At 66.9% G+C, this 25,970-nt stretch carries 29 protein-coding genes and 3 pseudogenes; 17 read left to right on the top strand and 15 right to left on the bottom strand.

The annotated features are described in order from the left end of the window. Positions 1-124 precede the first annotated feature (124 nt). Positions 125-622 carry a homocitrate synthase gene (locus ACXAID_RS08800; RefSeq protein ID WP_475021813.1) on the top strand — a complete coding sequence of 166 codons (498 nt, stop codon included), beginning with the start codon at positions 125-127 and terminating at the stop codon, positions 620-622. 102 nt (positions 623-724) lie between these two features. Here the strand turns inward: ACXAID_RS08800 and ACXAID_RS08795 are convergent, their stop codons facing one another. Continuing rightward, on the bottom strand, positions 725-2,206 hold the full coding sequence (locus ACXAID_RS08795; protein ID WP_475021812.1) for a cytochrome P450: 1,482 nt from the start codon (positions 2,204-2,206) through the stop codon (positions 725-727). Between the two features lie 115 nt (positions 2,207-2,321). Between ACXAID_RS08795 and ACXAID_RS08790 the strand changes: the two genes are divergently transcribed. Continuing rightward, positions 2,322-2,951, top strand: a complete 630-nt coding sequence (locus tag ACXAID_RS08790) for a TetR/AcrR family transcriptional regulator (RefSeq protein ID WP_475021811.1) — start codon at positions 2,322-2,324, stop codon at positions 2,949-2,951. 41 nt (positions 2,952-2,992) lie between these two features. Then, positions 2,993-3,880, top strand: a complete 888-nt coding sequence (locus ACXAID_RS08785) for an SDR family oxidoreductase (RefSeq protein ID WP_475021810.1) — start codon at positions 2,993-2,995, stop codon at positions 3,878-3,880. Between the two features lie 3 nt (positions 3,881-3,883). Here the strand turns inward: ACXAID_RS08785 and ACXAID_RS08780 are convergent, their stop codons facing one another. The 3 genes from ACXAID_RS08780 to ACXAID_RS08770 are packed head-to-tail and all read right to left on the bottom strand — an operon-like array spanning position 3,884 to position 6,757. After that, entirely contained in the window at positions 3,884-5,053 is a 1,170-nt protein-coding gene (locus tag ACXAID_RS08780) for an AAA family ATPase (protein ID WP_475021809.1), read from the bottom strand. A gap of 10 nt (positions 5,054-5,063) precedes the next feature. Beyond that, the gene (locus tag ACXAID_RS08775; RefSeq protein WP_475021824.1) at positions 5,064-6,152 is read right to left on the bottom strand and encodes a DNA polymerase IV; all 1,089 of its coding nucleotides are present in this window, start codon (positions 6,150-6,152) and stop codon (positions 5,064-5,066) included. Next, the gene (locus ACXAID_RS08770; RefSeq protein WP_475021808.1) at positions 6,149-6,757 is read right to left on the bottom strand and encodes a TetR/AcrR family transcriptional regulator; all 609 of its coding nucleotides are present in this window, start codon (positions 6,755-6,757) and stop codon (positions 6,149-6,151) included. Before ACXAID_RS08770 ends, ACXAID_RS08775 begins: the two co-directional genes overlap by 4 nt. Positions 6,758-6,846: 89 nt before the next feature. Between ACXAID_RS08770 and ACXAID_RS08765 the strand changes: the two genes are divergently transcribed. The 6 genes and pseudogenes from ACXAID_RS08765 to nrdE all read left to right on the top strand — a co-directional run. Continuing rightward, positions 6,847-7,398 (top strand): NAD(P)H-dependent oxidoreductase, encoded by a 552-nt coding sequence (locus ACXAID_RS08765; protein ID WP_475021807.1) that lies wholly within the window; start codon positions 6,847-6,849, stop codon positions 7,396-7,398. Positions 7,399-8,001: 603 nt separating this feature from the next. Beyond that, a complete protein-coding gene (locus ACXAID_RS08760) occupies positions 8,002-8,256 on the top strand; it encodes a redoxin NrdH (protein WP_475021806.1) in 255 nt (84 codons plus the stop codon). Positions 8,257-8,307: 51 nt separating this feature from the next. Then, positions 8,308-8,760 carry a class Ib ribonucleoside-diphosphate reductase assembly flavoprotein NrdI gene (nrdI, locus tag ACXAID_RS08755; RefSeq protein WP_475021805.1) on the top strand — a complete coding sequence of 151 codons (453 nt, stop codon included), beginning with the start codon at positions 8,308-8,310 and terminating at the stop codon, positions 8,758-8,760. Next, positions 8,727-9,290, top strand: a pseudogene (locus tag ACXAID_RS08750) (ribonucleotide reductase N-terminal alpha domain-containing protein); the annotation flags it as partial. The gene nrdI and the pseudogene ACXAID_RS08750, both read left to right, overlap by 34 nt. Next, positions 9,279-10,487 (top strand): annotated as a pseudogene (locus ACXAID_RS08745) (LAGLIDADG family homing endonuclease); the annotation flags it as partial. The pseudogenes ACXAID_RS08750 and ACXAID_RS08745, both read left to right, overlap by 12 nt. A 24-nt stretch (positions 10,488-10,511) precedes the next feature. After that, a pseudogene (gene nrdE / locus ACXAID_RS08740) lies at positions 10,512-12,128 on the top strand (class 1b ribonucleoside-diphosphate reductase subunit alpha); the annotation flags it as partial. Between the two features lie 129 nt (positions 12,129-12,257). Here the strand turns inward: nrdE and ACXAID_RS08735 are convergent. The 3 genes from ACXAID_RS08735 to ACXAID_RS08725 form a co-directional block, all read right to left on the bottom strand. Continuing rightward, the gene (locus ACXAID_RS08735; protein ID WP_475021804.1) at positions 12,258-12,491 is read right to left on the bottom strand and encodes a hypothetical protein; all 234 of its coding nucleotides are present in this window, start codon (positions 12,489-12,491) and stop codon (positions 12,258-12,260) included. Positions 12,492-12,662: 171 nt separating this feature from the next. After that, the gene (locus ACXAID_RS08730) at positions 12,663-13,136 is read right to left on the bottom strand and encodes a hypothetical protein (RefSeq protein WP_475021803.1); all 474 of its coding nucleotides are present in this window, start codon (positions 13,134-13,136) and stop codon (positions 12,663-12,665) included. A gap of 87 nt (positions 13,137-13,223) precedes the next feature. Next, positions 13,224-13,610: a DUF5997 family protein gene (locus ACXAID_RS08725; protein ID WP_475021802.1), complete on the bottom strand. Its 387-nt coding sequence runs from the start codon at positions 13,608-13,610 to the stop codon at positions 13,224-13,226. Between the two features lie 28 nt (positions 13,611-13,638). On the opposite strand from ACXAID_RS08725, the gene ACXAID_RS08720 reads away from it, so the two are divergent. Beyond that, entirely contained in the window at positions 13,639-14,343 is a 705-nt protein-coding gene (locus tag ACXAID_RS08720; protein ID WP_475021801.1) for a LysR family substrate-binding domain-containing protein, read from the top strand. Positions 14,344-14,404: 61 nt separating this feature from the next. On the opposite strand, the gene ACXAID_RS08715 is transcribed toward ACXAID_RS08720, so the two are convergent. The 6 genes from ACXAID_RS08715 to ACXAID_RS08690 form a co-directional block, all read right to left on the bottom strand. Beyond that, a complete protein-coding gene (locus ACXAID_RS08715) occupies positions 14,405-15,007 on the bottom strand; it encodes a contact-dependent growth inhibition system immunity protein (RefSeq protein WP_475021800.1) in 603 nt (200 codons plus the stop codon). Between the two features lie 52 nt (positions 15,008-15,059). Beyond that, a complete protein-coding gene (locus ACXAID_RS08710; RefSeq protein WP_475021799.1) occupies positions 15,060-15,392 on the bottom strand; it encodes a contact-dependent growth inhibition system immunity protein in 333 nt (110 codons plus the stop codon). A gap of 150 nt (positions 15,393-15,542) precedes the next feature. After that, entirely contained in the window at positions 15,543-16,100 is a 558-nt protein-coding gene (locus ACXAID_RS08705) for a hypothetical protein (RefSeq protein ID WP_475021798.1), read from the bottom strand. A gap of 10 nt (positions 16,101-16,110) precedes the next feature. After that, positions 16,111-17,460 carry a hypothetical protein gene (locus ACXAID_RS08700; RefSeq protein ID WP_475021797.1) on the bottom strand — a complete coding sequence of 450 codons (1,350 nt, stop codon included), beginning with the start codon at positions 17,458-17,460 and terminating at the stop codon, positions 16,111-16,113. Next, positions 17,457-17,828 carry a hypothetical protein gene (locus ACXAID_RS08695; RefSeq protein WP_475021796.1) on the bottom strand — a complete coding sequence of 124 codons (372 nt, stop codon included), beginning with the start codon at positions 17,826-17,828 and terminating at the stop codon, positions 17,457-17,459. The genes ACXAID_RS08700 and ACXAID_RS08695 overlap by 4 nt, the downstream gene beginning before the upstream one ends. After that, positions 17,825-18,151 carry a hypothetical protein gene (locus ACXAID_RS08690; protein ID WP_475021795.1) on the bottom strand — a complete coding sequence of 109 codons (327 nt, stop codon included), beginning with the start codon at positions 18,149-18,151 and terminating at the stop codon, positions 17,825-17,827. Before ACXAID_RS08690 ends, ACXAID_RS08695 begins: the two co-directional genes overlap by 4 nt. A 132-nt stretch (positions 18,152-18,283) precedes the next feature. Between ACXAID_RS08690 and ACXAID_RS08685 the strand changes: the two genes are divergently transcribed. Genes ACXAID_RS08685 through ACXAID_RS08660 form a run of 6 tightly spaced genes read left to right on the top strand, consistent with a single transcriptional unit; the run spans position 18,284 to position 22,081 of the window. Continuing rightward, entirely contained in the window at positions 18,284-18,763 is a 480-nt protein-coding gene (locus ACXAID_RS08685) for an MTB12 C-terminal domain-containing protein (RefSeq protein WP_475021794.1), read from the top strand. After that, positions 18,760-19,452, top strand: a complete 693-nt coding sequence (locus tag ACXAID_RS08680) for an ABC transporter ATP-binding protein (RefSeq protein ID WP_475021793.1) — start codon at positions 18,760-18,762, stop codon at positions 19,450-19,452. Before ACXAID_RS08685 ends, ACXAID_RS08680 begins: the two co-directional genes overlap by 4 nt. Further along, positions 19,449-20,231 carry an ABC transporter permease gene (locus tag ACXAID_RS08675; RefSeq protein WP_475021792.1) on the top strand — a complete coding sequence of 261 codons (783 nt, stop codon included), beginning with the start codon at positions 19,449-19,451 and terminating at the stop codon, positions 20,229-20,231. The genes ACXAID_RS08680 and ACXAID_RS08675 overlap by 4 nt, the downstream gene beginning before the upstream one ends. After that, the gene (locus tag ACXAID_RS08670) at positions 20,224-21,036 is read left to right on the top strand and encodes a methyltransferase domain-containing protein (RefSeq protein ID WP_475021791.1); all 813 of its coding nucleotides are present in this window, start codon (positions 20,224-20,226) and stop codon (positions 21,034-21,036) included. The genes ACXAID_RS08675 and ACXAID_RS08670 overlap by 8 nt, the downstream gene beginning before the upstream one ends. Before the next feature lie 18 nt (positions 21,037-21,054). Beyond that, a complete protein-coding gene (locus ACXAID_RS08665; RefSeq protein ID WP_475021823.1) occupies positions 21,055-21,747 on the top strand; it encodes a helix-turn-helix transcriptional regulator in 693 nt (230 codons plus the stop codon). Continuing rightward, on the top strand, positions 21,740-22,081 hold the full coding sequence (locus ACXAID_RS08660) for a cupin domain-containing protein (protein ID WP_475021790.1): 342 nt from the start codon (positions 21,740-21,742) through the stop codon (positions 22,079-22,081). The genes ACXAID_RS08665 and ACXAID_RS08660 overlap by 8 nt, the downstream gene beginning before the upstream one ends. Here the strand turns inward: ACXAID_RS08660 and ACXAID_RS08655 are convergent, their stop codons facing one another. Next, complete coding sequence (locus ACXAID_RS08655; protein ID WP_475021822.1) at positions 22,082-22,312, bottom strand: VOC family protein; 231 nt, start codon at positions 22,310-22,312, stop codon at positions 22,082-22,084. It abuts the gene before it with no gap. A 298-nt stretch (positions 22,313-22,610) separates the two neighbouring features. Here ACXAID_RS08655 and ACXAID_RS08650 point away from each other — a divergent pair, with 298 nt between their 5' ends. Next, positions 22,611-24,761: an EAL domain-containing protein gene (locus ACXAID_RS08650; protein WP_475021789.1), complete on the top strand. Its 2,151-nt coding sequence runs from the start codon at positions 22,611-22,613 to the stop codon at positions 24,759-24,761. A 13-nt stretch (positions 24,762-24,774) separates the two neighbouring features. On the opposite strand, the gene ACXAID_RS08645 is transcribed toward ACXAID_RS08650, so the two are convergent. Continuing rightward, positions 24,775-25,956, bottom strand: coding sequence for a geranylgeranyl reductase family protein (locus ACXAID_RS08645; protein ID WP_475021788.1), 1,182 nt, complete (start codon positions 25,954-25,956; stop codon positions 24,775-24,777). Positions 25,957-25,970: the final 14 nt, after the last annotated feature.

Here is a 25,970-nt window from a genome sequence, read left to right as displayed (position 1 = left end):
CATCGCAGCCGTGCCGAAGCGACTCGTAGTAGCAACCCGCAGCGGGGTCTGATCCTGACCGACCCCTCGCTGTGGGTCGTCGCTACTTCGTCGGTCAATTCCTCTTCATTCCGAAGGCCGGCACATGAACTCCCCGATCGCCACTCCGTGCAGCACCTCGCCGAGGTCGTTCGCCACCCATGTGGACCACCCGATACCGCAGGCACTGCGCGACCACGCCGACACCAAGACCTTCGACGAGTTCGTCGACCACTACGCGCCGGCCACCGGTCCGTTGCGGCTGGGGCAGTGGTCCTGCGCCGACGAGCATCGGCCGTCCGGCCGGCTCGGCCCGCAGGCCCGCAGCTACCAGGCCACGCTGGCGGTGGGGGATTCGATCGGCACATCCAGCGCGCAGGCCAGTGGGCCGGTGGCCGCGCTGACCGCGATGCTCTACGACCGCGGTGTCGCCGTCGAGATGACGGCGTTTCATCAGCTGCCGGCCGGTGAGCACACCGCGACGTTCATCCGCGGCTGCAACGGAACCAGAAGCGAGTGGGCGATGGGCTGGTCACCGGACCCCACCCAGTCGGCGTTGCGCGCGGTGATCGCCTGCGCCAACCGGCTCCTCGCGCCTGCCTGAGCCCGTGCCGAAATAGCATTCCAGCAGCGTCCTTCTCGCACTTTTGCTGCTGGAATGCCAGTTCGGCGCCGCAAGCCCGGGCCGAGAGCCTCGGAATCGGGGTCAGTGCAGCGGGCGCAGCACGATCGGCATGCCGTCGATCGGGACGGCCATGCCGCCGTAGTCGTAGCGCGGCGTGTAGCCGGGATGGGTCAGCTCCAGCCGGTAGCGGCGCAGCAGCCGGTGCATGACGGTCTTGATCTCGAGCTGGCCGAACACCATGCCGATGCACTTGTGGGCGCCGCCGCCGAACGGGGCGAACGCGTAGCGGTGCTTCTTGTGTTCGTTGCGGGGTTCGGCGAACCGTTCGGGATCGAACTTCTCGGGATCGGTCCACAGTTCGGGCAACCGGTGATTCAGCGCCGGCCACGTCATGATCGCGGTGCCCTCGGGGATGTAGTAGCCCAGCAGGTCGGTGTCCCGGACGGCCTGCCGGAAGTTGAACGGCAGCGGAGTCTGCATCCGCAGCGCCTCGTTGATCACCAGGTCGTAAGCCTCGAGCTTGTCCAGTGCCTCGATGTCGAGCGGGCCGTCGCCGATGCGCTCGGACTCCTCGCGTAACCGCTCCTGCCACTGCGGGTTGGCGGCGAGGTGGTAGGCCATCGTCGTCAGCGTCGACGTCGAGGTGTCGTGGGCGGCCATCATCAGGAAGATCATGTGGCTGACGACGTCCTCGTCGGTGAAGCTCTGGCCGTCCTCGTCCTGGGCGTGACACAGCACGCTGAACATGTCGGTGCTCTCCGACCGGCGTTTCTCCCCGATGCGGGCGTTGAAGTAGTCCTCCAGGGTCTGGCGGGCCTTGATGCCCCGCCACCAGCTCAGCGGGGGAACCGGTTTGCGCACGATCGCGTTGCCGGCCCGGGTGGTGGTGGTGAACGCCTCGTTGACGGTGGTCACCAGTTCCTTGTCGGTGCCGGCCTGGTGACCCATGAACACGACCGAGGCGATGTCGAGGGTGAGCTCCTTGACCCTCGGATAGAACAGGAAGCGAGGATCGTCGGCCACCCAGTCGTGGGCGATCACCGCCGAGGCCACCGAGTCGATGTGCTCGACGTACCCGGTCAGCCGGCTGCGGGTGAACGCCTCCTGCATGATCCGCCGGTGATAGAGATGGTCGTCGAAGTCGCGCAGCATCAGCCCGCCCTCGAAGAACGGCCCGATGACCGGATCCCAGGCGCGCTGGGAGAAGTCCTTGTTGCGGTTGGTGAACACCGCCTGGGTCGCGTCGGGTCCGAGGGCGGCCACCGCGGGCAGCACCTGCGAGCCCGAGTAGTAGATGGGACCCCACCGGCGGTACTGGTGCAGGATGAAGTCCGGGCCGCCGCGGAACATCTCGATCATGTGGGCCAGGATCGGCAGGCCCTGGTCACCCTTGACCGCCTTGAGGTCGCTGCCGGCCGGCGGCTCGGCCAGGGTGATCTCCTTGAAGTCGTGCGCGAGCAGGCGCTTTTCCACCGCACCCATGCCGGGGAGGGTCACCGGGGTCGGCTTGAGCCGCCGTTTGGCCTGGTCAATCCAGTAATCAGTGCTACTGATCGTCGTCATCACACGCTCCTGAGCAGACAAACTGTGGTCGATGTCACGTGCGCACCATCCTCGTGGGCCGACTTGACGGCTGTCAAGTTTGGAGTGGGGCGAGTCATGGTGCGAAGGTCTAGCCATGACTGCCGAACCCACCGAGGACCGCCGTAGCCGCGGCGACAGGCAGCGTGAGGCCATCATCGGGGCGGTTCGGGAGCTACTCGAGGAGCGTTCCTTCGCCGAGCTGTCGGTCAGCACCATCAGCGAGCGCGCCGGGGTCGCCCGATCCGGGTTCTATTTCTACTTCGAATCCAAGTACGCCGTGCTGGCGGTCATCGTGGCCGATGCCATGGACGAACTCACCCAGCTCACCCACGATTTCGCGCCGCGAGAGCCGGGTGAGTCGCCGACGGACTTCGCCAAGCGCATGGTCGGCTACGCCGCGGCCGTCTACGCGTCCAACAACCCGATCATGGCCGCCTGCAACCTGGCCAGGGCCACCGACGCCCAGATCCGCGAGATCATGGACGACTTCCAGGACACCGTCGTGGACAAGATCGTCGGCCTGATCAGCCAGGATTCCGGCGCCCGGCCGGTCTCGCCGGATCTGCGCTCGCTGGTGCGCACCCTGACCGCGGTGACGTCGATGACGTTGTCACACGACAGCGCGTTCGTCGGGCGGGGGCAGGATCCCGCCGATGCGGTCGCGATCGTCGAGCGACTCTGGCAGTACGGGTTGTGGGAGCGCGCCGACCTGCCCGGCGAGTGACGCCCCGGACGACCGGACCGGCGCCGGTAGGGTCGGCTGTCATGGCGCAGCAGGGTGGCTCGAGTGCCGGTTTCGGTGACGGTTTCGCGGGGAAGCGGTGCCTGTTGACCGGCGCCGCCAGCGGTATCGGGCGCGCGACGGCGTTGGCGCTGGCCGCCCAGGGGGCCGAGCTGTTCCTGACCGACCGAGATGCCGACGGACTCGCCGCCACCGTCGCCGACGCGCGTGCGCTGGGTGCGGTGGTGGCCGCCCACCGGGTGTTGGACGTCTCGGACTACGACGAGGTCGCGGCGTTCGCCGCCGACATCCACGCCGGTCACCCCGCCATGGACGTCGTGATGAACATCGCGGGGGTCTCGGCATGGGGCACCGTGGACCGGCTGGCCCACGACCAGTGGAAGTCGATGATCGACGTCAACCTGATGGGGCCCATCCACGTCATCGAGAGCTTCGTGCCCCCGATGATCCAGGCGCGCCGGGGCGGGCACCTGGTCAACGTCTCTTCGGCGGCGGGGCTGGTCGCGCTGCCCTGGCACGCTGCGTACTCGGCGAGCAAGTACGGACTGCGCGGCCTGTCGGAGGTGTTGCGCTTCGACCTGGCCCGGCACCGCATCGGGGTCTCGGTGGTGGTGCCCGGAGCGGTGCAGACACCCCTGGTGGAGACCGTCCACATCGCCGGGGTGGACCGCGACGATCCGCGGGTGCGCAAGTGGACCGGACGGTTCTCGGGGCACGCGGTGTCACCCGAGCACGCCGCCGAGCGGATTCTGCGCGGTGTGGTCAAGAACCGGTATCTCGTGTACACCTCGCCCGACATCCGCGCGCTGTACCTGTTCAAGCGAACGATGTGGTGGCCCTACAGCCTGGCGATGAAGCAGGTGAACCTGGTGTTCACCCGGGTGCTGCGGCCGAAGTCGAAGCGGGGCTGAGGCTCACCTCGAGCCCCAGTCCCATGGGGGAGTGGTGAGCAGGCCCTGCTCGGCGACCCTGGTCTCGCCCCAGTCCTTGTAGAGCTCGAGTTCCCAGGCGTCGCTGTCCTCGGAGCCCAGCGGCGCCAGGCGCAGACTTTCGCGCAGCGTCGGCGAATGTGTCACGACGATCACCTGGGTGTGTGCCGCCGCGGCTTCGATCAGCGCCGCCAGCGGGCGGATCAGGTCGGGGTGCAGTGAGGTCTCCGGTTCGTTGAGCACCATCAGTGACGGCGGCTGCGGGCTCAGCAGCGCCGCGGCCCACAGCAGGAATCGCAAAGTGCCGTCCGAGATCTCGGCACTGCGCAGCGGCCGTAACATGCCCCGCTGGTGCAGCTGCAGGTCGAAGAGTCCGTCGTTGACCGCCACCGACACCGTTGCGCCGTCGAAGGCCTCGGCGACGGCGCGGGCCAGATCGTCGCGGCCGGTCTCGATGATGGTCTGCACCGCGGCGGCCAGGTCGGCGCCGTCGTCGCCGAGGACCGGTGTGCGGGTGCCCACCTGGGGGCGGCGCGAGGGTGCCTGGGCGTCGGCGCGGAATCCGTCGTAGAAGCGCCAGTCACGAAGCCTTTCCCGGACCAGGGTCAGCTCCGGGGCTGCCCCGGCCCAGTCCGCCAGCACGCTGCGGTGTGCGGGCAGGCTGCGGGCGAGTTCGTCGAACCCGCTTCCGGTGTCCGTGGCGACCTCGACGTATCCACGCACCCGGCGAACCAGCGTGGTCGCGGGCCGCGCCACCGGCCCGGTGAACACCACCTCACGTTTGACCTCGGGGTCGCGCTCGAAGGCGGTGCGCTTGGCCTGTGGCAGCCCGAGGTCGACGAGATAGCCGAAATCGTCGGCTGCATAACCGAGTTCGATGGACACCGGCCGGGTGCGCGGACCGCCCTGGGCGGTACCGGAGCGCCGTGCGCCGCCGAGTTGCTCAGGTCCGGCCCACAGTGCCGATTCCACTCCACCTTCCCTGGCGAACGAGCCGATCACCTCGCCGCTGCCGCACTCGGCGAGCAGCCGCAGCGCGCGGTAGAGCGACGACTTGCCGGTCCCGTTCGCCCCGGTCACCACCGTCAGCCGGCGCAGCGGCAGCACGATCTCGCGCAGCGAGCGGTAGCCGCGGATCGCCACCGTCGCCAGCATGGTGCCGACGTTAGCGTCCGCCGGTGACATCGGCGGCGACGGCGGGTGCCTCGGGCATCACCAGCTCGAGGCGCACCCCCAGCAGCCGCACCGGGCGGTCCAGTTCGAAGGAGCCGAGGAGATCCAGCGCGGTGGCGACGACGTCGTCGGGGTCGGTGCTGGGTGCGGTGAGTTTGCGGATCTTGGTGCGGGTCAGGAACGTCGCGGTGCGCACCGTCACGGCGACGCGGGCGACGACTCGGTCCTGTTCGACGACCTCGGCCAGCGTGCGGCGGGCGAGGTCACCGACGGCGGTCGCCATCTCGGCGCGGTCGGTCAGGTCAGCCGGGAACGTGACCACATGGCTGCGTGAGCGGGCGACCCAGGGCTGCGCACTGACGGTCTCGTCGCCGCCGCCCTTGGCCAGCAGCAGGATCCACAGGCCGGTGGTGGGCCCGAAGGTGGCCGTCAGCACGGTGGGGTCGGTGCCGGCCAGGTCCGCGACGTTAGTGATACCGATCGCGGCCAGCTTCTTGGCGGTCTTGGGTCCGATGCCCCACAGGGCGTCGACCGGGCGGTCGCCCATCGTCGACATCCAGTTCTGCTCGGTCAGCGCGTGGATTCCGGCCGGCTTGCCGAAGCCGGTGGCGACCTTGGCCCGCTGCTTGTTGTCGCTGATGCCCACCGAGCAGCTCAGCCCGGTCTCGGCGGTCACGAGCTGCTGCACGCGGGCGGCGAGCGCGAACGCCTCGCCGAGATCGTCGATGTCACCACCGAGGTAGGCCTCGTCCCACCCCCACACCTCGACCGGATGGCCGAGGTCGCGCAGCAGCCCCATCACCTGTTCGGAGGCCGCGTCGTAGGCCGGCGGGTCCGAGGGCAGGAACGTCGCGCCGGGGCACCGGCGGGCCGCGGCGCGCAACGGCATGCCGGCGTGCACGCCGAACGCGCGTGCTTCATAGGACGCGCAGGTGACGACCTTGCGGGGCTCGTCCGGGTCGCCGCTGCCGCCGACGATCACCGCAAGGCCGACGAGTTCGGGATGGCGTTGCAGCTCGACCGAGGCGAGGAACTGATCCACGTCGACGTGCAGAATCCAGGGCCCGCCGGGCACGGTCAGGTCCCGCAGAGTTTGCGCGCCACCGTCTCCCAGGCGTCGCTGAGTTCGGCCAGGCTGCGGCCGCGCTCGGTGAGCTCGTGGTGCACGTAGTCGGCGTCGAGCAGGGTCAGCAGAGCGGTGGCTTGGGTATCGAGATCGCCTGAGGTGCCGGCATTCTCGAGGAGCAGCCGGATGTGGCGGTGATGCAGCGTCATGGGTGCGTTGAAGCGCATCTGCGGGTCGCGGCTGACATCGGAGAGCAGGCCGTGGTGGGCCTGGACGAACTTCAGCCGCTCCCGCCCGTAGGCCAGCAGGCGCTGCAGCGGCGCGGCGCCGGGGCCCAGTGGCGGTGGTCCGAACAGGAACGCCTGCTGCTGGGCCTTCTCGTCCTCGTCGAGCAGCACCACCATCAGCCCGGCGCGGCTGCCGAACCTGCGGAACAGGGTTCCCTTGCCCACCCCGGCGGCCGCGGCGATGTCGTCTGTGGACACGGCGTCGGCGCCGCGCTGGTCGACGAGGCGGCGTGCGGCTTCGAGCAGCAGGGCACGGTTGCGCGCGGCGTCACCGCGCTCGGCCGGCCCGGGCTCGCTCACCGGCAGCACGGGCAACCGGTCGGACACAGGCACCTGCCAACTCTAACCCAGCCGGAATAAATCGGACCAGAGTCCGGTTGGCCGCGTTGAGACTGTCGACATACCCGATCGGAGGCTTGGACGTGACGGAGAGTCCCACGAACACCGTGCTGGTTCTGGTGGGCAGCCTGCGCGCTGCGTCGGTGAACCGCCAGCTGGCCGAACTGGCGATCGAGGCGGCGCCGGAGGGCGTGCAGCTGGAGCTGTTCGACCAGCTGGGCGAGGTCCCCTTCTACAACGAGGACATCGACGACGGCAACGCGCCGCAGCCGGTCGTTGCGCTGCGGGAGGCCGCTGCACGCGCGGATGCGGCGCTGGTCGTCACTCCCGAATACAACGGCAGCATCCCGGGTGTGCTCAAGAACGCGATCGACTGGCTGTCCCGGCCGTTCGGCGCCGGGGCCCTGGGCGGCAAGCCGCTGGCGGTGGTCGGGGCGGCCCACGGCCGCTACGGCGGGGTGTGGGCGCACGACGACACCCGCAAGTCGTTCGGCATCGCCGGTGCGACGGTGATCGAGGACCTGAGCCTGTCGCTGCCGACCGCCGAGCTCGACGGCCGGCATCCGCGGGAGAACGCCCAGGTCAGCGACCATCTGCGTGCGGTCGTCGGCAAGTTGGCCGGCCAGATCTCCTGACGGTCGTGCGGACCGGGGAACAGGGTGCGACACCGCCCGGGAAGTTCGACGTGAGCTGACGCGGCGTAGCCGAGGCCGTTGGTCGTCGTGGCGGCCCGGTCGGCGCGCGGGGCGATGAAGTGGGCCGGGCGCGCTGCAGCCGGCCCCGGCGGGCGGGGTCGCGGATGCGGGCGTGTTTGCTGGCGGGGTGACACCCGGGCGGCGGTGGCGGCGTTCTTGTCGGTGGTCGCTGAGACACTGGCGTGGTGAGGGTCCAGACACGCCGATGTGACACGCGACACGCCGCTCGTGTCGAGGTCAGCAGGCTTACGACCAGGGAATTTCAGAAATGTCATTCAGAACATCTGGTATCCCTTCGCAATGTCGGACACTAGGTGTAGTGTTCCGAGCACCGACGGACCCCCAAGATATTGCGGTCGGCCGGAGCCACCAGATCCGACGGAGTCGTTTCCCCGACCTCGTGAAATGTGGCCCCGGCGGCCCGGAATTCCCAGGACCCGCGGGCCGCTGAACCAGAGCGGGATCGACCGTCCGACCAGTTGCCAGTGCCAGCCTCTCGACCTCGCCGCAATCTCGACAATCTCGACAGGAGCCGTACCGCAGATGACCCAGCCCGCATCCGTCACCGTGTACACCAAGCCCGCCTGCGTGCAGTGCAACGCCACCTACAAGGCCCTCGACAAGCAGGGCATCGCCTACGAGGTGGTCGACATCAGCCTCGACGACGAGGCCCGTGACTACGTCATGGCGCTGGGTCACCTGCAGGCGCCCGTGGTGGTCGCCGGCGACGTGCACTGGTCGGGATTCCGCCCCGACCGGATCAAGGCGCTGGCCGGAGCGGTCGCAACCTCAGCCTGAGACCGCCCCACCGACCAGCGGGCGACGGAACCGACCCAGGAGGCAGACACAGTGAGCAACCTCGTCTATTTCTCCAGCGTGTCCGAGAACACCCATCGCTTCGTCGAGAAGCTGGGGCTGCCCGCCGAGCAGGTCAACAGGATTCCGCTGCACGGGCGCATCGAGGTCGATGAGCCCTACGTGCTGGTGGTGCCCACCTACGGCGGTGGCAAGGCCACCCCCGACATCAACAGCGGTGGCTATGTGCCCAAGCAGGTCATCGCGTTCCTCAACAACGAGCACAACCGGTCGTTGCTCCGTGGTGTCATCGCCGGGGGCAACAACAACTTCGGCGAGGAATTCGCCTACGCGGGCAACGTGATCTCCCGCAAGTGCAACGTGCCGTACCTCTATCGCTTCGAACTCATGGGGACCCCCGACGACGTGGAAGCCGTCCGCGAGGGGCTGGAAGAATTCTGGAAGGAACAGACGTGCCACCAACCGTCACAGCTGCAGAGCCTGTAACCACCGGCGGCGCGCATGCGCTGCCCGGCGAAACGGATTACCACGCGCTCAACGCGATGCTGAACCTGTACGACGCCGACGGCAGGATCCAGTTCGACAAGGATGTGCTCGCCGCCCGGGAGTACTTCCTGCAGCACGTCAACCAGAACACCGTGTTCTTCCACAACCAGGACGAAAAGCTCGACTACCTGATCCAGAAGAACTACTACGAGCGCGAGGTGCTCGACCAGTACTCGCGCAACTTCGTCAAGACACTGCTGGATCGGGCGTACGCCAAGAAGTTCCGGTTCCCGACGTTCCTCGGGGCGTTCAAGTACTACACGTCCTACACGCTGAAGACCTTCGACGGGAAGCGCTACCTCGAGCGTTTCGAGGACCGGGTCGTCATGGTGGCCCTGTCGCTGGCCGCCGGCGACGTCGTGCTGGCCGAGCAACTGGTCGACGAGATCATCGACGGGCGCTTCCAGCCGGCGACGCCGACGTTCCTCAACGCGGGCAAGAAACAGCGCGGCGAGCCGGTGAGCTGCTTTCCGGCCGGCACCCCGATCGACACCCCAGAAGGGCCTAGGGCGATCGAGACCCTGCAACCCGGCGACCGCGTGCTCTCTCACGACGGCTCTTTTTCCCTCGTCGAGTCCGTCATCGAGAATCCGAATGACCAGGCACTGGTATCGATCTCGCATTTTGGACACAAGGAGCCGGTTCTGTGTACGCCAGAGCATCCAATCCTGGTATGGACCACGCGGGACGTGGAGACGATCATCGACGGTGACGGTGCCGACCCGTTCAACGGGTTTGTGTGGTTGGCCGCCGAAGACATTCACGCGTCGGACTTCATCGTCACAGCAGCGCCGCTCGAGGGCCGTAAACGGCGAGTCCATGACTTGATGGAACACGTCGGCTCGGGCACCTACGAAGAGGTCGATGGGCTCATTCGCAAGGTCAATTGCGACATGAAGCATCGCAACAAGCAGCGTCACAGCATGACGTTCGTGTCGGTGAACCGTTACGTCGAGGAGTCCTACGATCTCGGACTGATTCTGGGTTGGTATGTTGCCGAAGGGCACGTCTCGAAGCGTGTGGGGCCGGACGGCCAGAAGTTGCCGAACGGGATCCACTTCACCGTCGGTTCACATGAACTCGAGTATCAGCAGGAGTTAACAACAGCGTTCAAGCGAGTGTTCGCAGCGGATCTATCGATCAACCAGAGTGTGTCGGACCAATCGGTTCGCATGATCTGCAACAGTAAGGTCGTCGCTGAGCTTTTCCTCTCGATGGTTGGCACGGGCTACCGCGACAAGCGGTTGTCTCATGACGTTCTGACTGCAGACGATGAATTCCAGCGAGGCCTGCTGGCTGGGTTGTTCCGGGGTGACGGGTGCTCGACGACGGGCGGGATGGTGCTCGATCTGGTGAACCCGGAGCTCATCGACCAGGTGCAATTGCTACTTCGCCGAGTCGGCATCGTCTCTAGGGTGCGCCAGTACACCAACCAGGCCGGTAACCTGACGGGGCAGGTCCTTGTGCCTGGGTTGCCAGGTGCCAACGAGGACTTCATTTTCGAGGTCGGTAAGAACCTGCACAATTACGTCGGACAGAAGGGGACGTCGCGCAAGACTCATCAGGTTGTGCATGGACGCCACGTGTACGGAGTTCGGGAACTGAAGCACACGGTTGATGTTCCGGAGAATGTGTACAACCTCCACGTGGAGGGCACACACACCTACACGATTCGTGGCACGGTCGTGCACAATTGCTTCCTGCTGCGCATCGAGGACAACATGGAGTCGATCGGCCGCTCGATCAACTCGGCGCTGCAGCTGTCCAAGCGTGGTGGCGGAGTCGCGTTGCTGCTGACCAACATCCGCGAGCACGGTGCGCCGATCAAGAACATCGAGAACCAGAGCTCGGGTGTCATCCCGATCATGAAGCTGCTGGAGGACTCGTTCTCCTACGCCAACCAGCTCGGTGCGCGTCAGGGTGCCGGCGCGGTGTACCTGCACGCCCACCATCCCGACATCTACCGCTTCCTCGACACCAAGCGCGAGAACGCCGACGAGAAGATCCGGATCAAGACGCTGAGCCTGGGCGTCGTGATCCCCGACATCACCTTCGAGCTGGCCAAGAAGAACGAGGACATGTACCTGTTCTCGCCCTATGACGTCGAGCGGGTCTACGGCACTCCGTTCGCCGACATCTCGGTGACCGAGAAGTACTACGAGATGGTCGACGACAGCCGCATCCGCAAGACCAAGATCAAGGCCCGCGAGTTCTTCCAGACGCTGGCCGAGCTGCAGTTCGAGTCGGGCTACCCGTACATCATGTACGAGGACACGGTGAACCGTGCCAACCCCGTCGACGGCAAGATCACCCACTCCAACCTGTGCTCGGAGATCCTGCAGGTCTCCACAGCCTCGGAGTTCAACGACGACCTTTCCTACTCCAAGGTGGGCAAGGACATCTCGTGCAACCTGGGCTCGCTCAACATCGCCAAGGCGATGGACTCGCCCGATTTCGCGCAGACCATCGAGGTGGCCATCCGCGGGCTGACCGCGGTCAGCGACCAGACCCACATCAACTCGGTGCCCTCGATCGAGCAGGGCAACAACGATTCCCACGCCGTCGGGCTCGGGCAGATGAACCTGCACGGTTACCTGGCCCGTGAGCACATCTTCTACGGCTCCGAGGAAGGTGTGGACTTCACCAACATCTACTTCTACACGGTGCTGTACCACGCGCTGCGCGCATCGAACCGCATCGCGATCGAGCGGGGCACCCACTTCAAGGGCTTCGAGCGCTCGAAGTACGCCAGCGGTGAATTCTTCGATAAGTACATCCACCAGGTGTGGGAGCCCAAGACCGACAAGGTGCGTGGGCTGTTCGCCGACGCCGGCATCCGTATCCCCAATCAGCAGGACTGGGAGCGGCTCAAGGAGTCGGTGCAGGCCCACGGCATCTACAACCAGAACCTGCAGGCAGTTCCGCCGACCGGGTCGATCAGCTACATCAACCACTCGACCAGCTCGATCCACCCGATCGCCAGCAAGGTCGAGATCCGCAAGGAAGGCAAGATCGGCCGCGTCTACTACCCGGCGCCGTACATGACCAACGAGAACCTGGAGTACTTCCAGGACGCCTACGAGATCGGCTACGAGAAGGTCATCGACACCTACGCCGCGGCCACCCAGCACGTCGACCAGGGGTTGAGCCTGACGCTGTTCTTCAAGGACACCGCCACCACCCGCGACGTGAACCGGGCGCAGATCTACGCCTGGCGTAAGGGCATCAAGACGCTGTACTACATCCGGCTGCGCCAGATGGCCTTGGAGGGAACCGAAGTCGAGGGCTGCGTGTCCTGCATGCTCTGACCGGCCGCTGACTGTGCGGTTTCATACGTGAATCGCCGTGTTCGGCGTATGAGGCCGCACAGTCGCGTCGCGCACGATCACATTGCGGGCCGGGGACAGGGCCCCTGGCCTGCATCTCGCTCGAGCGGCTCAACCCGCCGAACTGGGCGTCGGCGTGCTCGCGTAGCCGATCTGCGATCTGGCCCAGCCATTGCCCGTAGGCCTGGGGCGAGGGTTGTAGGCGCACTGGGCGTATCCGGACATGAGCACCGCGAGCTCATCCTCGGGGTGTGCTTCCCGCAGGTCGTCGATATCGCTACCGAGGGTGCGAAGCTCGACGGCGGGTGCATCGAATGCGAAGTTGTCGACGACTCCGCGCGTCACTCATCGTTTCCAGTCTCCCCTGGCTGGCGCGGTACGTCCCTCGTGGGCGGCTAGCACGTCGTCGAAAGAGTTGGAGTGGTGCCGATCGTGGTGGGTCCAAATGCCGGGTGACGTGGGACCGCAATCTGGTTCACTCCCACTTCGTACTCCGATCGTCCAGCCAGGTCGCCCTCAACCCCAGTACGCGAAGCTGCACGTGGGGTTCGGTTCACTGACGAACGACAACAGCATCTCGTCCATAATGATGCTGCAGGTCAACACGGTGTCGCCGCCGCCTTCGGCAGACACTGACGAAGTGAGTTCGTCGTACACGGGATAGTCGATGGTCCAGGGCAGCGCGACATCGGTGTCGACCTGCTCGGGTCCGTTGTTGATGCGATAGCGAATGGTCACCGGCCCTGCGCCAGTGCCGAGCATCTGCATGGTCGCTGTTCCGATTGGCGGCCCGTCCGGCGCAGCGCTCGCGGATGTCGGCGCATCCTCGAGAGGGGAGGAGGTTGCGGGCGAGTTGGTCGATGGGACCTTGGTGCTGTTGACGGTGGCCGTGGCCGGTTGAGAACCGTCGCCGCCGGTGCCGCATCCGGTCGTGACGGTTGCCAGAACCGCGATCGTCGTCAGGGCACATGGGATGGACGCCGTCGTCATCACCGCAGCGTAGGCCAGTGCCAGGTCGGTTCGGGGCGGATGTCCATCCAACCTGCTCGCAGGTGCCCAGGCTTGGCGGGCAGTCCGTCAGGTCTCACGCGGGTGGTTTGCGCGCTGAGCCTTCAGCCGTCGCTCCTCGGCCAGCACGTTCTGGTAGCTGTCCCGCTCGGCGATCAGCCAGTCGGGTTTGTCTGCCAGCAGCGCGTCGATCTGCTCAGTGGTCAGCGCCTCGGTGACACCGCCTCGCCCGAGGCCGGCGATCGAGACGCCCAGCTTGGCCGCGACCAGGTTCTTCGGGTGCGGGCCGTTCTTGCGGAGGTCCTTCAGCCACTGCGGCGGATCCGCCTGCAGGGCGGCGAGTTCGTCGCGGGTGATCGGGTTCTGCTGAAACTCCGGCGGTGTGGCGGGCAAGTACACGTCCAGCTTCTTGGCCGCTGTCGCGGGCTTCATGGACTGCGCGTTGGGCCTGCTCATGGTGTGAGCCTATCGGTAGCCTGGCGTGGTGACCCGGACCTCGCTCACCCTGGGATACGTCCCGGGAGCGACGCCGGCGAAGTGGGCCCGGACCTGGGCGCAGCGTCACCCGGAGGTGCCGCTGGAGTTGCGGGCCGTCACCGCGGCGGACGCGGCCGCCGACGTGCGGGCCCGCGCCGTCGACATCGCGATCCTGCGACCGCCCGCCGACACTTCCGGGCTGGCGGTCATCCCGCTCTACGAAGAGACCACGGTGGCCGTGGTGCCGACCGATCACATCCTCAGCGCCGCCGACGAGATCACCGCTGCCGACCTCGACGACGAACCGACACTGCTCCCGTTCGACGACGTCGTCGGCTGGGCGGACGCGCCTGGTGCCCTGGTCGGTCACCGACCCGAAACTACCCAGGATGCAATCGAACTCGTCGCCGCCGGCGTCGGTGTGCTGATCGTTCCGCAGTCCCTGGCGCGGCTCCACCACCGCAAGGATCTCACCTATCGCCCGATCACCGATGCGCCCACCTGCCCCGTGGCGCTGGCATTCCCGCAGGGGGAGCAGGCCGAGTTGGTCGAGGAGTTCGTCGGGATCGTGCGCGGCCGCAAAGCCAGCTCGTCGCGGGGTCAGGCCGAGCCTGCACCGAAACGCACCGCGCGCGAGAAGACGCTTGCCAAGCAGGCGGCCCGCGCCGCGGCGGGCAAGGTCGCCCGCCGGCCGGGGCGTGGACGGCGCTGAGTCGATACCGCTCGGGATGGCGACGATGAGGCGTCGGAGAAAAGGGCCGGGTCGTGCGGGCTCACAACGAAGACGAGCCGGTGTCGATCGCATTGGCTCGCTGGCGCAACCGATCCGCGATCTGGCCCAACCACTGCTTGTAGGTCAGCGGGTTAGGGAGGTAGTCGACCCCCACGGTGTGCTCGAGGAAGTGTTTGAGCACCTGTTCCTGGCGAGACGCGCTCAGCCGGTCGATCTCATCGGCGAGAGTCCGCAGAAAGTCGGCAACGGGATGGCGGGCCGCATAGCCATCGACGACGCCTTCCCAGTCATCGGCTTCGAGATCCCAGTCTTGGTGGAAGTATGAGCCGAAGAATTGGTCCAGATCCCAGGAGATAGAGCTGTCGTTCTTCGCACCAGCGTGCATACGGAGTCGGTCGGTGATCAGCCCCAGCCAGTCGCAATAGGTGTTTTCCGGCCACGGGTCATAAGAACCGCCCATCTTCACCACCGAAACGTGAAGGTCGGTGTCTGACCGGCTCTCACGAAACTCGTCGATGTCCCGGGCCAGAGCCTCCAATTGATCGGGTTGCTCACCGACGGCGAAACCATCCACGATTTGACGCCAGTCCGATGCTTCGAGATCCCAATCCGGGTGAAAGTTTCCGCCGAAGAACTGCTCCATTGCGTACGAGACTCGACCGCTCATGTCGATCGCCTCCGCTGCGTCGACTGTGTCACGATGACGACGCCCCGCTGCTATCGATTGAATTAGCTTCCTGACGCAACCGATCCGCGATCTGTCTCAACCACTGCTTGTAGGTCAGTGGGCTGGGTTCGTAGTAGGCGCCGACGGTGTATACCAGGAACTGTTCTAGATCATCTTCGGGTCGAGCCTGCCGCAGGTTGTCAATCTCCTGGGCTAGCCGACGCAGAAGTTCTACCGAAGGGTGGTCGGCGGCATAGCCATCGACAATGCCGCGCCAGTCATCGGCTTCTAGATCCCAATCCTGGTGAAAGTATGCAACGAAAAATCGGTGCAAGTCCCTAGAGATTGAACTGTCGTTCATGGCCTCGGAAATCCTTGCAGCACAATTAACACCCGGCGCCTCCATCGCTTTGGCGGCCGCTTCGACGATCGGGCAAATGTAGCAGTCTGCCTGCAAAGGTAGGAATGGATGTGGTTCGAGCGTCGCGCTTGGGCTGGCCGGGCACAGTTTTCATGTCCACATCAGTGAAGCGAACAGGAATAGTCCCCAGCTGAACCCGGCACGGTAGGGTCTTCCGTCCCAGTCGAAATCGTGTCCCTCGTGGGCTGGGAGCACTTCGTCGAACAAATCGGAGCGGTACCCAATCGTGGTCGGACCAAAGTGGCGGGTGAAGTCGTGGACATCCATGCTCCAGGGCGGCTGCTGGGGCGGAGAGACCGCACCCGATACATGGCCCCTGGCGCGCCGGTAGCGTGCAGAGCTGATTGCCCCGCTGGAGTCGGAGAATGCGGTGAAATCGAACTCCGGCCAGAGGATTCCGCTGAACACGATCGAATCACTCCCGGGTGATCCTGCTCCGACTAGCCTTCGCAGGTTATCGAACTGGGTGCAGCGGTCCGCCAACAACTCGGCTACCCGGTGGTGGATCCGCTCCGAGTCGCCGAACGAAAGCCCGTAGTCGGCAAGCTTGGCCTCGCGTTCGGCTTCGCGAGCTAGCATTCCGTATTTCATGGTCGCCAGGAGGTAGACCTCGAATTCCAGTACGGAGGCGCTCGGGGCGGGGTTCATCTCGGCTCCTTCATCGATGTAGGTACTTCCAGAACTGGCTTAGGTCACCTCGATAGACGGACACCGAGCCGTCCACCGAGACCTGCATCGCGATCCTCATTGTGTAGTCGGCCGGCATGACCATTTTGGAGCCGTCGGGCAACTCGATGATCCCGGCTGTCGCGCCAAAGGCTGTTTTGGATGCTACGTCGGTTGCCTGTGCAGCTTCGGGCTGGCTCAGGTTCAGCGCCGTGATCCGATCGGCCAATGTTTGGGTTTGGGAGGGGCCACCGGGTGGGATCGCCGCGACTTCGTCACCGATCTGGGCGGCGACCAGGTCTGGTGTGAGGCTTTCGCCGGGCATGTCAGGGAGGCCTAGGGGCTGATCGACGACAGGGGCGGGGGTATGTCCTGCGCCTGCGGTGTCGATAACTTCCTGCGGGACACCCGGCCGGGCAACGTCGTCGAGTGCGCCGCGCGCGAAGGCTCCTTCTGCTCCCCACGGGAGGGTCGCGGCCCCGGCGGTGGCGTCGAATGCTCTCTGCCCGGCCCAGTAGGCCGGGTTGTCGGCAGCGCCTTGGATCTCGTCTCCGATACCGCCGACCGCGGCGGTGTAGGGATCCTTGACCGTCTCGACGACTCCGGCGCCGAGGTCTCTCCAGGCGTCTTTGAAGCTCTCCAGCCCGTCTTGTCCGGTCAGCCGGTGAACGGTGTCTTCCATGCTGCGCCACGCGTCACCGAACCCTTCACCGAACCCGGGTTGGGGCAGCGGCGGGTCCTGTGGCGGGGTGTAGGGGCCCAGCGGCTGCTGGGCCGCAGCGATGATGTCGTCGAGGCGCTGCTCGATCTGGTCGGCCGGAACGCCGTCCTGCTGCATGAGCTTGCGTGCCAGGTCCTTGAACTTGTCGACCTTGGCGGGATCCAGGCGCGGCGCCGCTGCGGCGGCGGGAACCGGCTCTCCGGCGACCTCGTCCAGCGCGTCGTCGAGGTTCGCAGGTTGTTCCGGGTCGGTCGCCTTCCCCGGGACCAGCATGTCGTCCAACGCAGAAGACGGTGCCCCACCGACACCCTCGGCGGTCTCGCCGGTGTCGGCGCCACCAGCCTGGTCGGTCGAGGTTCCCGGCGGGCGCAGCATGTCCTGCCAGGATTTGTCGCCCTCGCTGTCGGTCGTGTGGTCCACCAGCCGGATCGACTCGTCGCGGCCCTCGCCCTCGAACTGGATCCCCTGCAATTCGAGCGCCTTGGCCTGCAGTTGTTGGCCGATCAGGGAATCGGTGGCGACGAGTTGTTCAGCGCGCCAACGAATGTACTCGGCGTGCTCGACTGCCGCGGTCGCCCGCGCGGCGGCCGTGGCCGGGTCGTAGTCGCGGGTGTCGGTCACCGAGAGGTCCTCACCGACTGCGAAGTCGTCGGCCTCGGCCTCGGCGATGGCGTCGAGTACGGCACGCCGAGCAGACGAATGTCCGCGCTTCCCCGCGCGGCGACATCGGCGGCGGCCCGCTGCACATCGCCTTGGCGGCGCGCCACACCCAGGTCGACGGCCACCCGGTCCAGTGCGGCGTCTTTGGCGTCGCCCTCCCACTCGGTGCCGCCGGGCGCGGCGATGTTCTGCCGATGCTGCTCGAAAGCCGTCTCCGCCGCAGTGGCCGCCCCGCGCCACCGCGGCGCGGCGTCGTCGAGGGCGGTGGTGTCCCAGCTCTGCACCTGCGAGCGGGTCGGCACCGCCGATGCTGCGGCGGCTGGGCTCACATGGTCACCGAGATGTCGTCGGCGCTGCTCCCGTCGGTGTCGTCATAGCCGACGCTGGCCGCCGACATGTCACCGGCCTGACCGGCGATGCGGTCGGCCTGGCGGACCCGCAGCGCCGCAGCTGCTGCGTCGAGCGCTGCGACACCGGCCTCGCTGGGCCGCCCACCCACAACGCGCCCGACCGAACCGCCGGCGAGCACCTCAGCAGCGCACTGAGCACTACTCGCCGCAGCAATCTTCAGACCGCCGGTGTCGACATCCAGATTCTTGGCCATCACGCCCCCCAGCAGACAAAACCCCGTCTCCTTGACGCTACCCGACACCGACGGGCTCCCATGTCAGCAAGCTAGGAGACTTATCAGCCATCGCGGCTGTATTGAGGTAAGCCTTGCCTGATCGACCAACGACTCCTACATTAACCGGAAAGTTCTCCTGTTTATTTAGGGTGGAAGTCGATGACGCGAATTGTGGCCGCAACGGTGATGGCACTCGTCGCCGCGATGCTCAGCGGGGTAGCGCCGGCAGCCCACGCCGATCCCGAAACCCATGCCGAGCTGCAGAACTTCGCGATCACCTCCGAGGTGCCCACGCTGCCCGAACTCGACGCGCAGATCAGGCTCCTCGTCGGAACCCCGGCGCCGGACGAGGTCAAGGCGGCCCAACTCGAGGGCGGCGACCGGGCGGTCGTCGTGCCGAAGATGGTCTACCGCATCGGTTTCTTCCGGCCGCCGCGCGGCTCCAGTCTGGTCACGGGCCCCGAGACGCACGACGGTGATCGTCACACCGCAGTGATCAACGCCAGCCGCCAGGGCGCACCGACCGTCCAGATCGTCGCCGAATGGCGCCGCATCGACGGGCAGTGGAAGCTGGCCAGCAAGTCGCTGTGCAACGGGATCAAGACCCTTGGCCTGCCGATCCCGTGCAATTTCGAATGATCGAGATCAATGGTCTGACGAAGACCTTCGGCGCCAGCCCCGCGATCGACGACGTGACGACGACGTTCCCCGCCGGCTCGGTGACGGCACTGCTGGGTCTCAACGGGGCAGGTAAGACCACGCTGCTGAGGATGATCGCCGGACTCGACTCCGCAGATCGTGGCGAGGTCCTCGTCTTCGGCCGCCGCCCGTCGGGTGACCCGCGGCTGCTCGGCGCCCACCTGGGCCCGTCGGCGCTGGACCCCGGCCACACGGTGTGGCGCCAACTGCGCTGGCTGGCAGCACTGGCCGGCGTCGACGACGCCGAGGTCGGTGCGGCGCTCGATGAAACCGGGTTGCGCCCACAACGGCACGAACGCATCGGTGGACTGTCCCTGGGGGCGCGGCAACGGGTCGCGATCGCCGCAGCACTTCTGTGCCGACCCCATGCGATGCTGTTCGACGAGCCACTCAACGGCCTCGACGTCCCCGGCATCGTCTGGTTCCGCGGCCTGCTCAGGAAGCTCGCCGCCGAGGGGAACACCGTCGTGGTCGCCACGCACATGCTCGCCGAGGTATCGCTGAGCGCAGATCGCATCATGGTGTTGCAGGGTGGCAGGCTGAACACCGCGGGTGCGCTCGCCGACGTTGTACCGTCCGGCGCCGACACCCGCGCCTGGCTGGAATCGATGCTGCTGGAGTGCGCGTGAGTGCGCAGGCCGTGGTTCGCAGTGTGCGTGCCGAGCGGATCCGCGCCGGAGGGCTCAGCAGACTCTGGACCGTGATGATGCCTGCCGCGGTCGTGTTGCCGACGGTCATCACCTTGGGGATTGCCGGGGTGGCCGAGTCATTCGCCCGCATTCCGGGTCAGATCTCGGTTCTGCAGGTATCGACCTCGAATGCCGGCTACTGGGTCATCACCATCGCCGTCGTCGTGACGGCCGTCGCTGCAGCTGACGGTCAGGGATCCGAAAAGCGCTACTGCGCAGCCGAACACGTGCGACTGTCGGTGCCGCGGACCTGGCCTGTGTTGCTCGGTCGATGGATCTTCTACGGGGTGGTGGGAACGGCGGTCGCCGTCGCCACGTTGGTGGTGGTGCTTGCCGCGCTTCCCGTTGTGTCGCCACACGTTTACGGCGCGGTGTCGGCCACCGACGCGGTGGCTATCCGCCTGGTCTGGAGCCTGGCGGTGCTGACGTTCTTCGCAGCTGGTGCCGGGACAGGTATCGGCGCGCTCGTCGAGTCTCCACTGGCCGCGGCCGGTCTGATCCTGCTCTGGGTGTACGCATTCGAGTCCGCGGCCGGATATCTGCCGAGCGGGGCGTGGCTGCAGCGCTTCATGCCGACGATGAACGCGGTGTATGCCACCGGCCAGGACGCGATCCTGGTTCCGCCGTGGAACGAGAACACGGCGCTGATCTATGTCTGCGCACTGTTCAGCGTGATCTTCGTGATTGCCACAATCGAAAGGACATTCCGACATGGCTGATGCCAAACCGACAGGCGCCGAGTCACTTCCGTTGCCGGATCGTTCGGAGGCTGACCTGCCCGGCCATTGGTTGTTGGCCAGGCTGGGCAAGCGGGTGCTGCGGCCCGGCGGTCTCGAGCTGACAAGTCGGCTGTTGTCCTCGGCGCGCATCGCCGCTGCGGATGTCGTCGAACTCGGACCTGGACTGGGGCGCACGGCCAGCGACATCGTCGCGCTCGCGCCGCGCTCCTACGTCGGCGTCGATGACACGGCCGCGGCGACCGACGCGGTTCGATCGATCGTGTCCCCGGTTGACGGCGCGGTCGTCGTCGCGGACGCGGCGCAGACCGGATTACCCAGCGGCTGCGCCGATGTGGTCGTCGGTGAGGCGATGCTGACCATGCAGTCAGACAAAGCCAAACGTGCGATCGTGGCCGAGGCCTTCCGGATGCTGCGCTCGGGCGGCCGCTACGCGATCCACGAACTGGGTCTCGAGCCCGACACCATGCCACAGGAGGCCAAGGATGAGATCCGCCGGGACATGGCCCGCGCGATCAAGGTCAATGCACGGCCGTTGACGACCGCCGAGTGGACCGCACTCCTCGACGACGCCGGGTTCGAAGTGGTCGGCGTCGACCATGCGCCGATGGCCCTGCTCAACCCGGCGCGCGTGCTGGCCGATGAAGGCGTCGTCGGTGCGCTGCGCATCCTTGGCAACCTCATCAGGCGTCCAGCGGCACGTCGCCGCGTTCTCGGCATGCGCCGCACTTTCCACCGATATCGCCATTCGCTCACCGCCGTCGCCTTGGTCGGCGTCGTGCCGTGACAGACTCAGAAGGTGCCTGTGCAGCGCCACGACCTTCAATCCCGGTCGCAACGGGTCGCCGGGCAGCAGCGGCAGAGGGTGCTCGATCTCCTGCGGGAAGCCCCCGGGCCGCTCGACGTCCAATCCGTGGCCGACACGCTTGCAGTCCACGTCACCACCGCACGGTTCCACCTGAGCACACTGGAGGAGCAGGGCTACATCCGGCGGGGCAGCATCCGGTCGCCGCGAGCGGGTCGGCCCAGGCTCACCTACGAACTGGCGCCCAGACTCGACTACGCCGATATCGTGTCGCTGTTCGCGGTGCATCTCGGTGGCACACCGCAGGAGCGCGAAGAACGCGCCCAGCGCATCGGCGCGGATCTGGCGCACCGGGTGCGGCTCGTCGGGCCGCGTGCCGAGATCTCGGTGGCCGACCTGGTCGTGGAAACGCTGACCGCGCTGGGCTTTCAGGTGCGCACAGTGCTGATGTCCTTCGGAGAGCTGACTGTGCAGTTGTGCACGTGTCCACTCGCCGAAGTGGCGGCGACGGCCCCCGAAGTGGTCCGTGGGATTCAGCGCGGCCTCATCCAGGAGGTCATCGACGGCAACGCCAAATCGCTCGGCCAGACCTATCACGTGTCGGTGACTCCGGACCCGGTGGCGGGATCCTGCGAAGTCGGTGTGGTACTGCGCCCGAATGGCAGGTCTCAGACCCTCGGAGAGGATGGTTGATGTGAACCCGGTGTCGTTGAGAACCGTGGGTGAAGATCAGTTGGCTGCCGCGCGCAGCGCGGCGGCTGGGCGGTCTGCGCAGACCGTGTACGGCGGCCGCGGACGCACGCTGCGCCAGACGGTGTTGGCGCTGGCCGCCGGCAACCGGCTCGATGATCACGACAGCCCAGGTGAAGCAACGCTATTGGTGCTCATCGGTAAGGTCGAGCTGGGCAGTGCCGCTGGCGCGGTGACCGCCGCGGAAGGTGATTACCTGCCGATTCCCGACGAACGGCACAATCTGCAAGCCCTGACGGATTCGGTGGTGCTGCTCACCGTGGTGGCACGAAGCTGATCAAATCGTCAGCGTCCCGTCCTCGTTGATCGTCCAGAACGGGTTCATCGCGACCTCCCACACGTGGCCGTCGAGGTCGGCGAAGTAACCCGAATAGCCGCCCCAGAAGACCTTTTCGGCCGGCTTGAGGATGGTGGCGCCGGCCGCAGCGGCTTGGCCGAGCACCGCATCGACGTCGGCTTCGGTGCGTTGATTGATCGCGACGGTGATGCCGCTGAACCGGCCGTCGATCGGGTGGCGGGCGTCCGCGGCGAGGTCGTCGCGGCCGAACAGCGCAAGCGCGATCCCCGTTGCTCCATGGCGGTGAGGCTACGTGCGACCGGTGACAACCCGGGTGGATGTTTGCCGCCTGGTCGGCTGGGGATGGGCACCGGCTGGTGCGTTCTGGTAGGGCTGCGCAGTATCCGTCGCAAGCTTGTCGCAGGCGGATACCCCATATGGCGGGCGCCGGCGCGGGCCGATCGCCGGTACCCCGGCTGGTATCGGAGTTTGTGGCCATTCACCGATCGCCACGTCTACCATGTTTGCCATGCAGGTCGAGGAGGTCCAGGTGGACCCCGCTCCAACCGATCCGGGAATGCCCGTCGACCTGGTCCGCACGCTGCTGAGTGAACTTCGGCACCGGCTCGGACTCGACACGGCATGGCTGTCGTCGTTCGGCGACGATGTGCAGGTGTTCGAGGTGTTCGACGGTGACCCCGAGGCGTTGGGCCTGGCCTGCGGAGACGCCGCATCGCTTCCGGGCTCGTACTGCGTGCGGGTCATCGATGGGCGCCTGCCTCCCGTCATCCCCGACACCGCGGCCAACGAGACGACCGCGGCGATGCCCGTCACCGGTGAACTGGGCCTGGGCGCCTACGTCGGCGTGCCGGTTCTCGGGGTGGACGGGACCACGGTCGGCATGGTCTGCGCGGTCAGCAGGCAGGCCAGACCCGAACTCGTCGACGTCGACCTGCGCATCGTCGAACGCGTCGCCGGCCTGATCGGTGTGCTCATCGAGTCGCCGGAGCACGGCGATGGCGGCCCGGCCGGTCAGCGCTCGGCGATCCGGCGGGTGGTGGCCGAACGGGACTTCGAGGTGGTCTTCCAGGCGATCCACGATGTGGAAACCGGACGGGTTATGGGCGTCGAGGCGCTCGCGCGCTTCCCCTGCGAACCCTTCCGGCCGGACGCGTTCTTCCAACAGGCGGCAGCGCTGGGCCTGGACACCGAGCTGGAGACGGCGATCCTCGCCCGGGTGCTGTCGTTGGTGCCGCAGTTGCCCGGCGACGTGTTCGTGTCGGTCAACCTCTCCCCGGCGGCGGTGCTGCTCGCCCCGTGGGCCGAGTTGCTCGCCGACGTCGACCCGTCGCGCATCGTGCTGGAGATCACCGAGCACGACGCCGTGCAGAACTACGGGGCGCTGGAGGAGGCCTTGGAGGGCTGCCGGGCCAGCGGTATGCGGGTGGCCGTCGATGACGTCGGCGCGGGTTTCTCGTCGTTCTCCCACGTGCTCGAACTGGGCCCCGATTTCGTCAAGATCGACCAGTCGATCATCCGGCACATCGACAGCGACGACGCCCGGCGCAGGCTTGCTCAGGCCATCGCGGAGTTCGCCGGCCAGATCGGGGCGACGGCGATCGCCGAGGGGGTGGAGACCCAGGGCGAACTCGACGCCGTCGGTGCTGCCGGGATCGCCTGGGCGCAGGGCTATTATCTCGGCCGCCCCAAGGCGCACGAACACGGTTTCGCCGGCGCCGCCGCCACCGCGGCGCCGACCGATCCGCTGGCCGGCGCCTTCGACGTACTGGGGGAGCGCCGGTTCGAGCTGGCGCTGTCACATTCGCCGATCGGCATGGCGGTCGTCGGTCTCGACGGCAGGTTCCTGCGCACCAATCGGGCGCTGCGGGCGATGCTCGGCTACAGCAGGCTGGAGATGGCCGAGCTCACCTTCCAGGAGATCACCCATCCCGAAGACCTGGACGCCGACGTGGCGTTGCTCCAAGAGTGCCTCGACGGGCGCCGCCGGTCCTATCGGATCGACAAGCGCTACATCGCCGCCGACGGCCGCGTGGTGTGGGCCGCCCTCACCGTGGTGCTGGTGCGTGCCCCCTACGATCGGCCGCACTGCTTCGTCTCGCAGATCATGGATGTGACCGAGGACCGCATGCGTGAGGCCGACCTGGTGCGCCGGGCCGCCACCGACCCGTTGACCGCGATCGCCAACCGGTCGACCGCGTGGAGCCGGCTCGAACAGCTCGACGCCGACGGCAACGGCTACGGCGTCCTGTTCTGCGACATCGAGCGGTTCAAATCCGTCAACGACCGGCGTGGTCACCACGCCGGCGATCACATTCTGGTCGAGGTGGCCGAGCGTCTGCTGGCCGCCGTCGGCAAGGAGGACCTCGTCTCCCGGTGGGGCGGCGACGAATTCCTGGTGGTCACCACATCGGTGGAAGACCACGGGCTGGCGCAACTGGCCAACCGGATCACCAGTCAGTTCGACAGCACCCCGATCACGCTGACCGACGGTGCCGAGGTGCCGGTCGCGCTGACGATCGGCTTCGCCGCGCACCGGCCCGGGGACGGCCGAAGCGTGGACGCCGTCCTCGAACGCGCCGACCTGGCGATGTACGAGCGGCGGCGGAGCCGCACCGCCCCCGGGCGGCGCTGGGCCGACCAGGGGCGCACCCTGACCTGAGTGCCGGTCGCGCTCAGAAGGTGTGCTGTGGGCCCTGCGCCTTCTTGTACAGCGCCTTGAGCATCCGGTCGCGGAACGCGGCGTTGTCGATCAGCTTGACGCCGGCGTTGGCCAGCTTCGGCTGGCCGATCAGCTTGTGCATGTAGCGGCCGCGCTGGTACTCGCGACCCCAGGCTGCCTCCATGCGCTGGGCGTAGTTGGTGAAGTCGTCGGGCCCGCCGTTGGTGAGGGCGGCGATCGCGCACTCGCCCGCGGCCAGGCCGGACTCCAGCGCCTTGGAGATGCCGGCCCCGGAAGCGGGCTTTCCGGCGCCCAGCGAGTCACCGGTGAACAGCACGCCCGGGCGCCACGGCGGCCACGCGGTGAAACCCATCGGCAGGCGCCAGGCCCGCACGCTCTTGTTCTTCTTGAGTTCCTCGATCGCCGGCAGTTCCCACTCGCGCGGCAGCGTGCGCAGGAAGTCACCCAGGAACTGGGTGGCGTTGATCGACTGCCAGTTCTTGTAGCTGTTGACGTAGCCGAGCCCGATGTTGAAGATGCCGTTGCCCATCGGGAAAACCCAGCCGTATCCGGGCAGTTGGTCGCCTTCGAAGACGAGCTTGAGGTAGATGTCCAGGCTGTCGGAGTCCGGGCGGTTGGCCGGCATCTCCGATCGGATCGCGATCGCGGAGTAGCCGTTGTACTCCGAGTCGACCTTCAGGGCGCGCTTGATGGGGGAGTAGGCGCCGTCGGCGGCGATCACCGCATCGCCGTAGACCTTCTCGCCGCTCTTGAGCACCACACCGATCACGCGACCGTCAGCGTCGAGCTCCGGTCCGGCGACCTCGGCGCCCTGCCGGATTTCCGCGCCCGCGGACTCGGCGTGTTTGAGCAGCAGGGTGTCCAGGTGCTCACGGCTGACGGTGTGGCCGTGGTCGGGCATGCCCGGACGCTTGGGGAACGACAACTCCCACCGGCTGGGGCTGAACACCGTGACCCGGTCGACCCGGTGGAAGGTGGCCACCTCGTCGGCCAGGCCCATCTTCTGCAGATAGCTGACCGCGCGGGCGGTCAGGCCGTCTCCGCACGGCTTGGCGCGGGGGAACTGCGCTTTGTCCAGGACCACCACTTTGGCGCCGGTCTGGGCGGCCTGCCATGCCGCGGCCGAACCCGAAGGCCCGCCGCCTGCGATGACCAGGTCGTATCGCTGCGTCATAACTCTCGTCTCAT

The organism is Mycobacterium sp. ABE4_509 (assembly GCF_056160785.1).
This window is presented reverse-complemented; position numbering and strand designations above follow the sequence as displayed.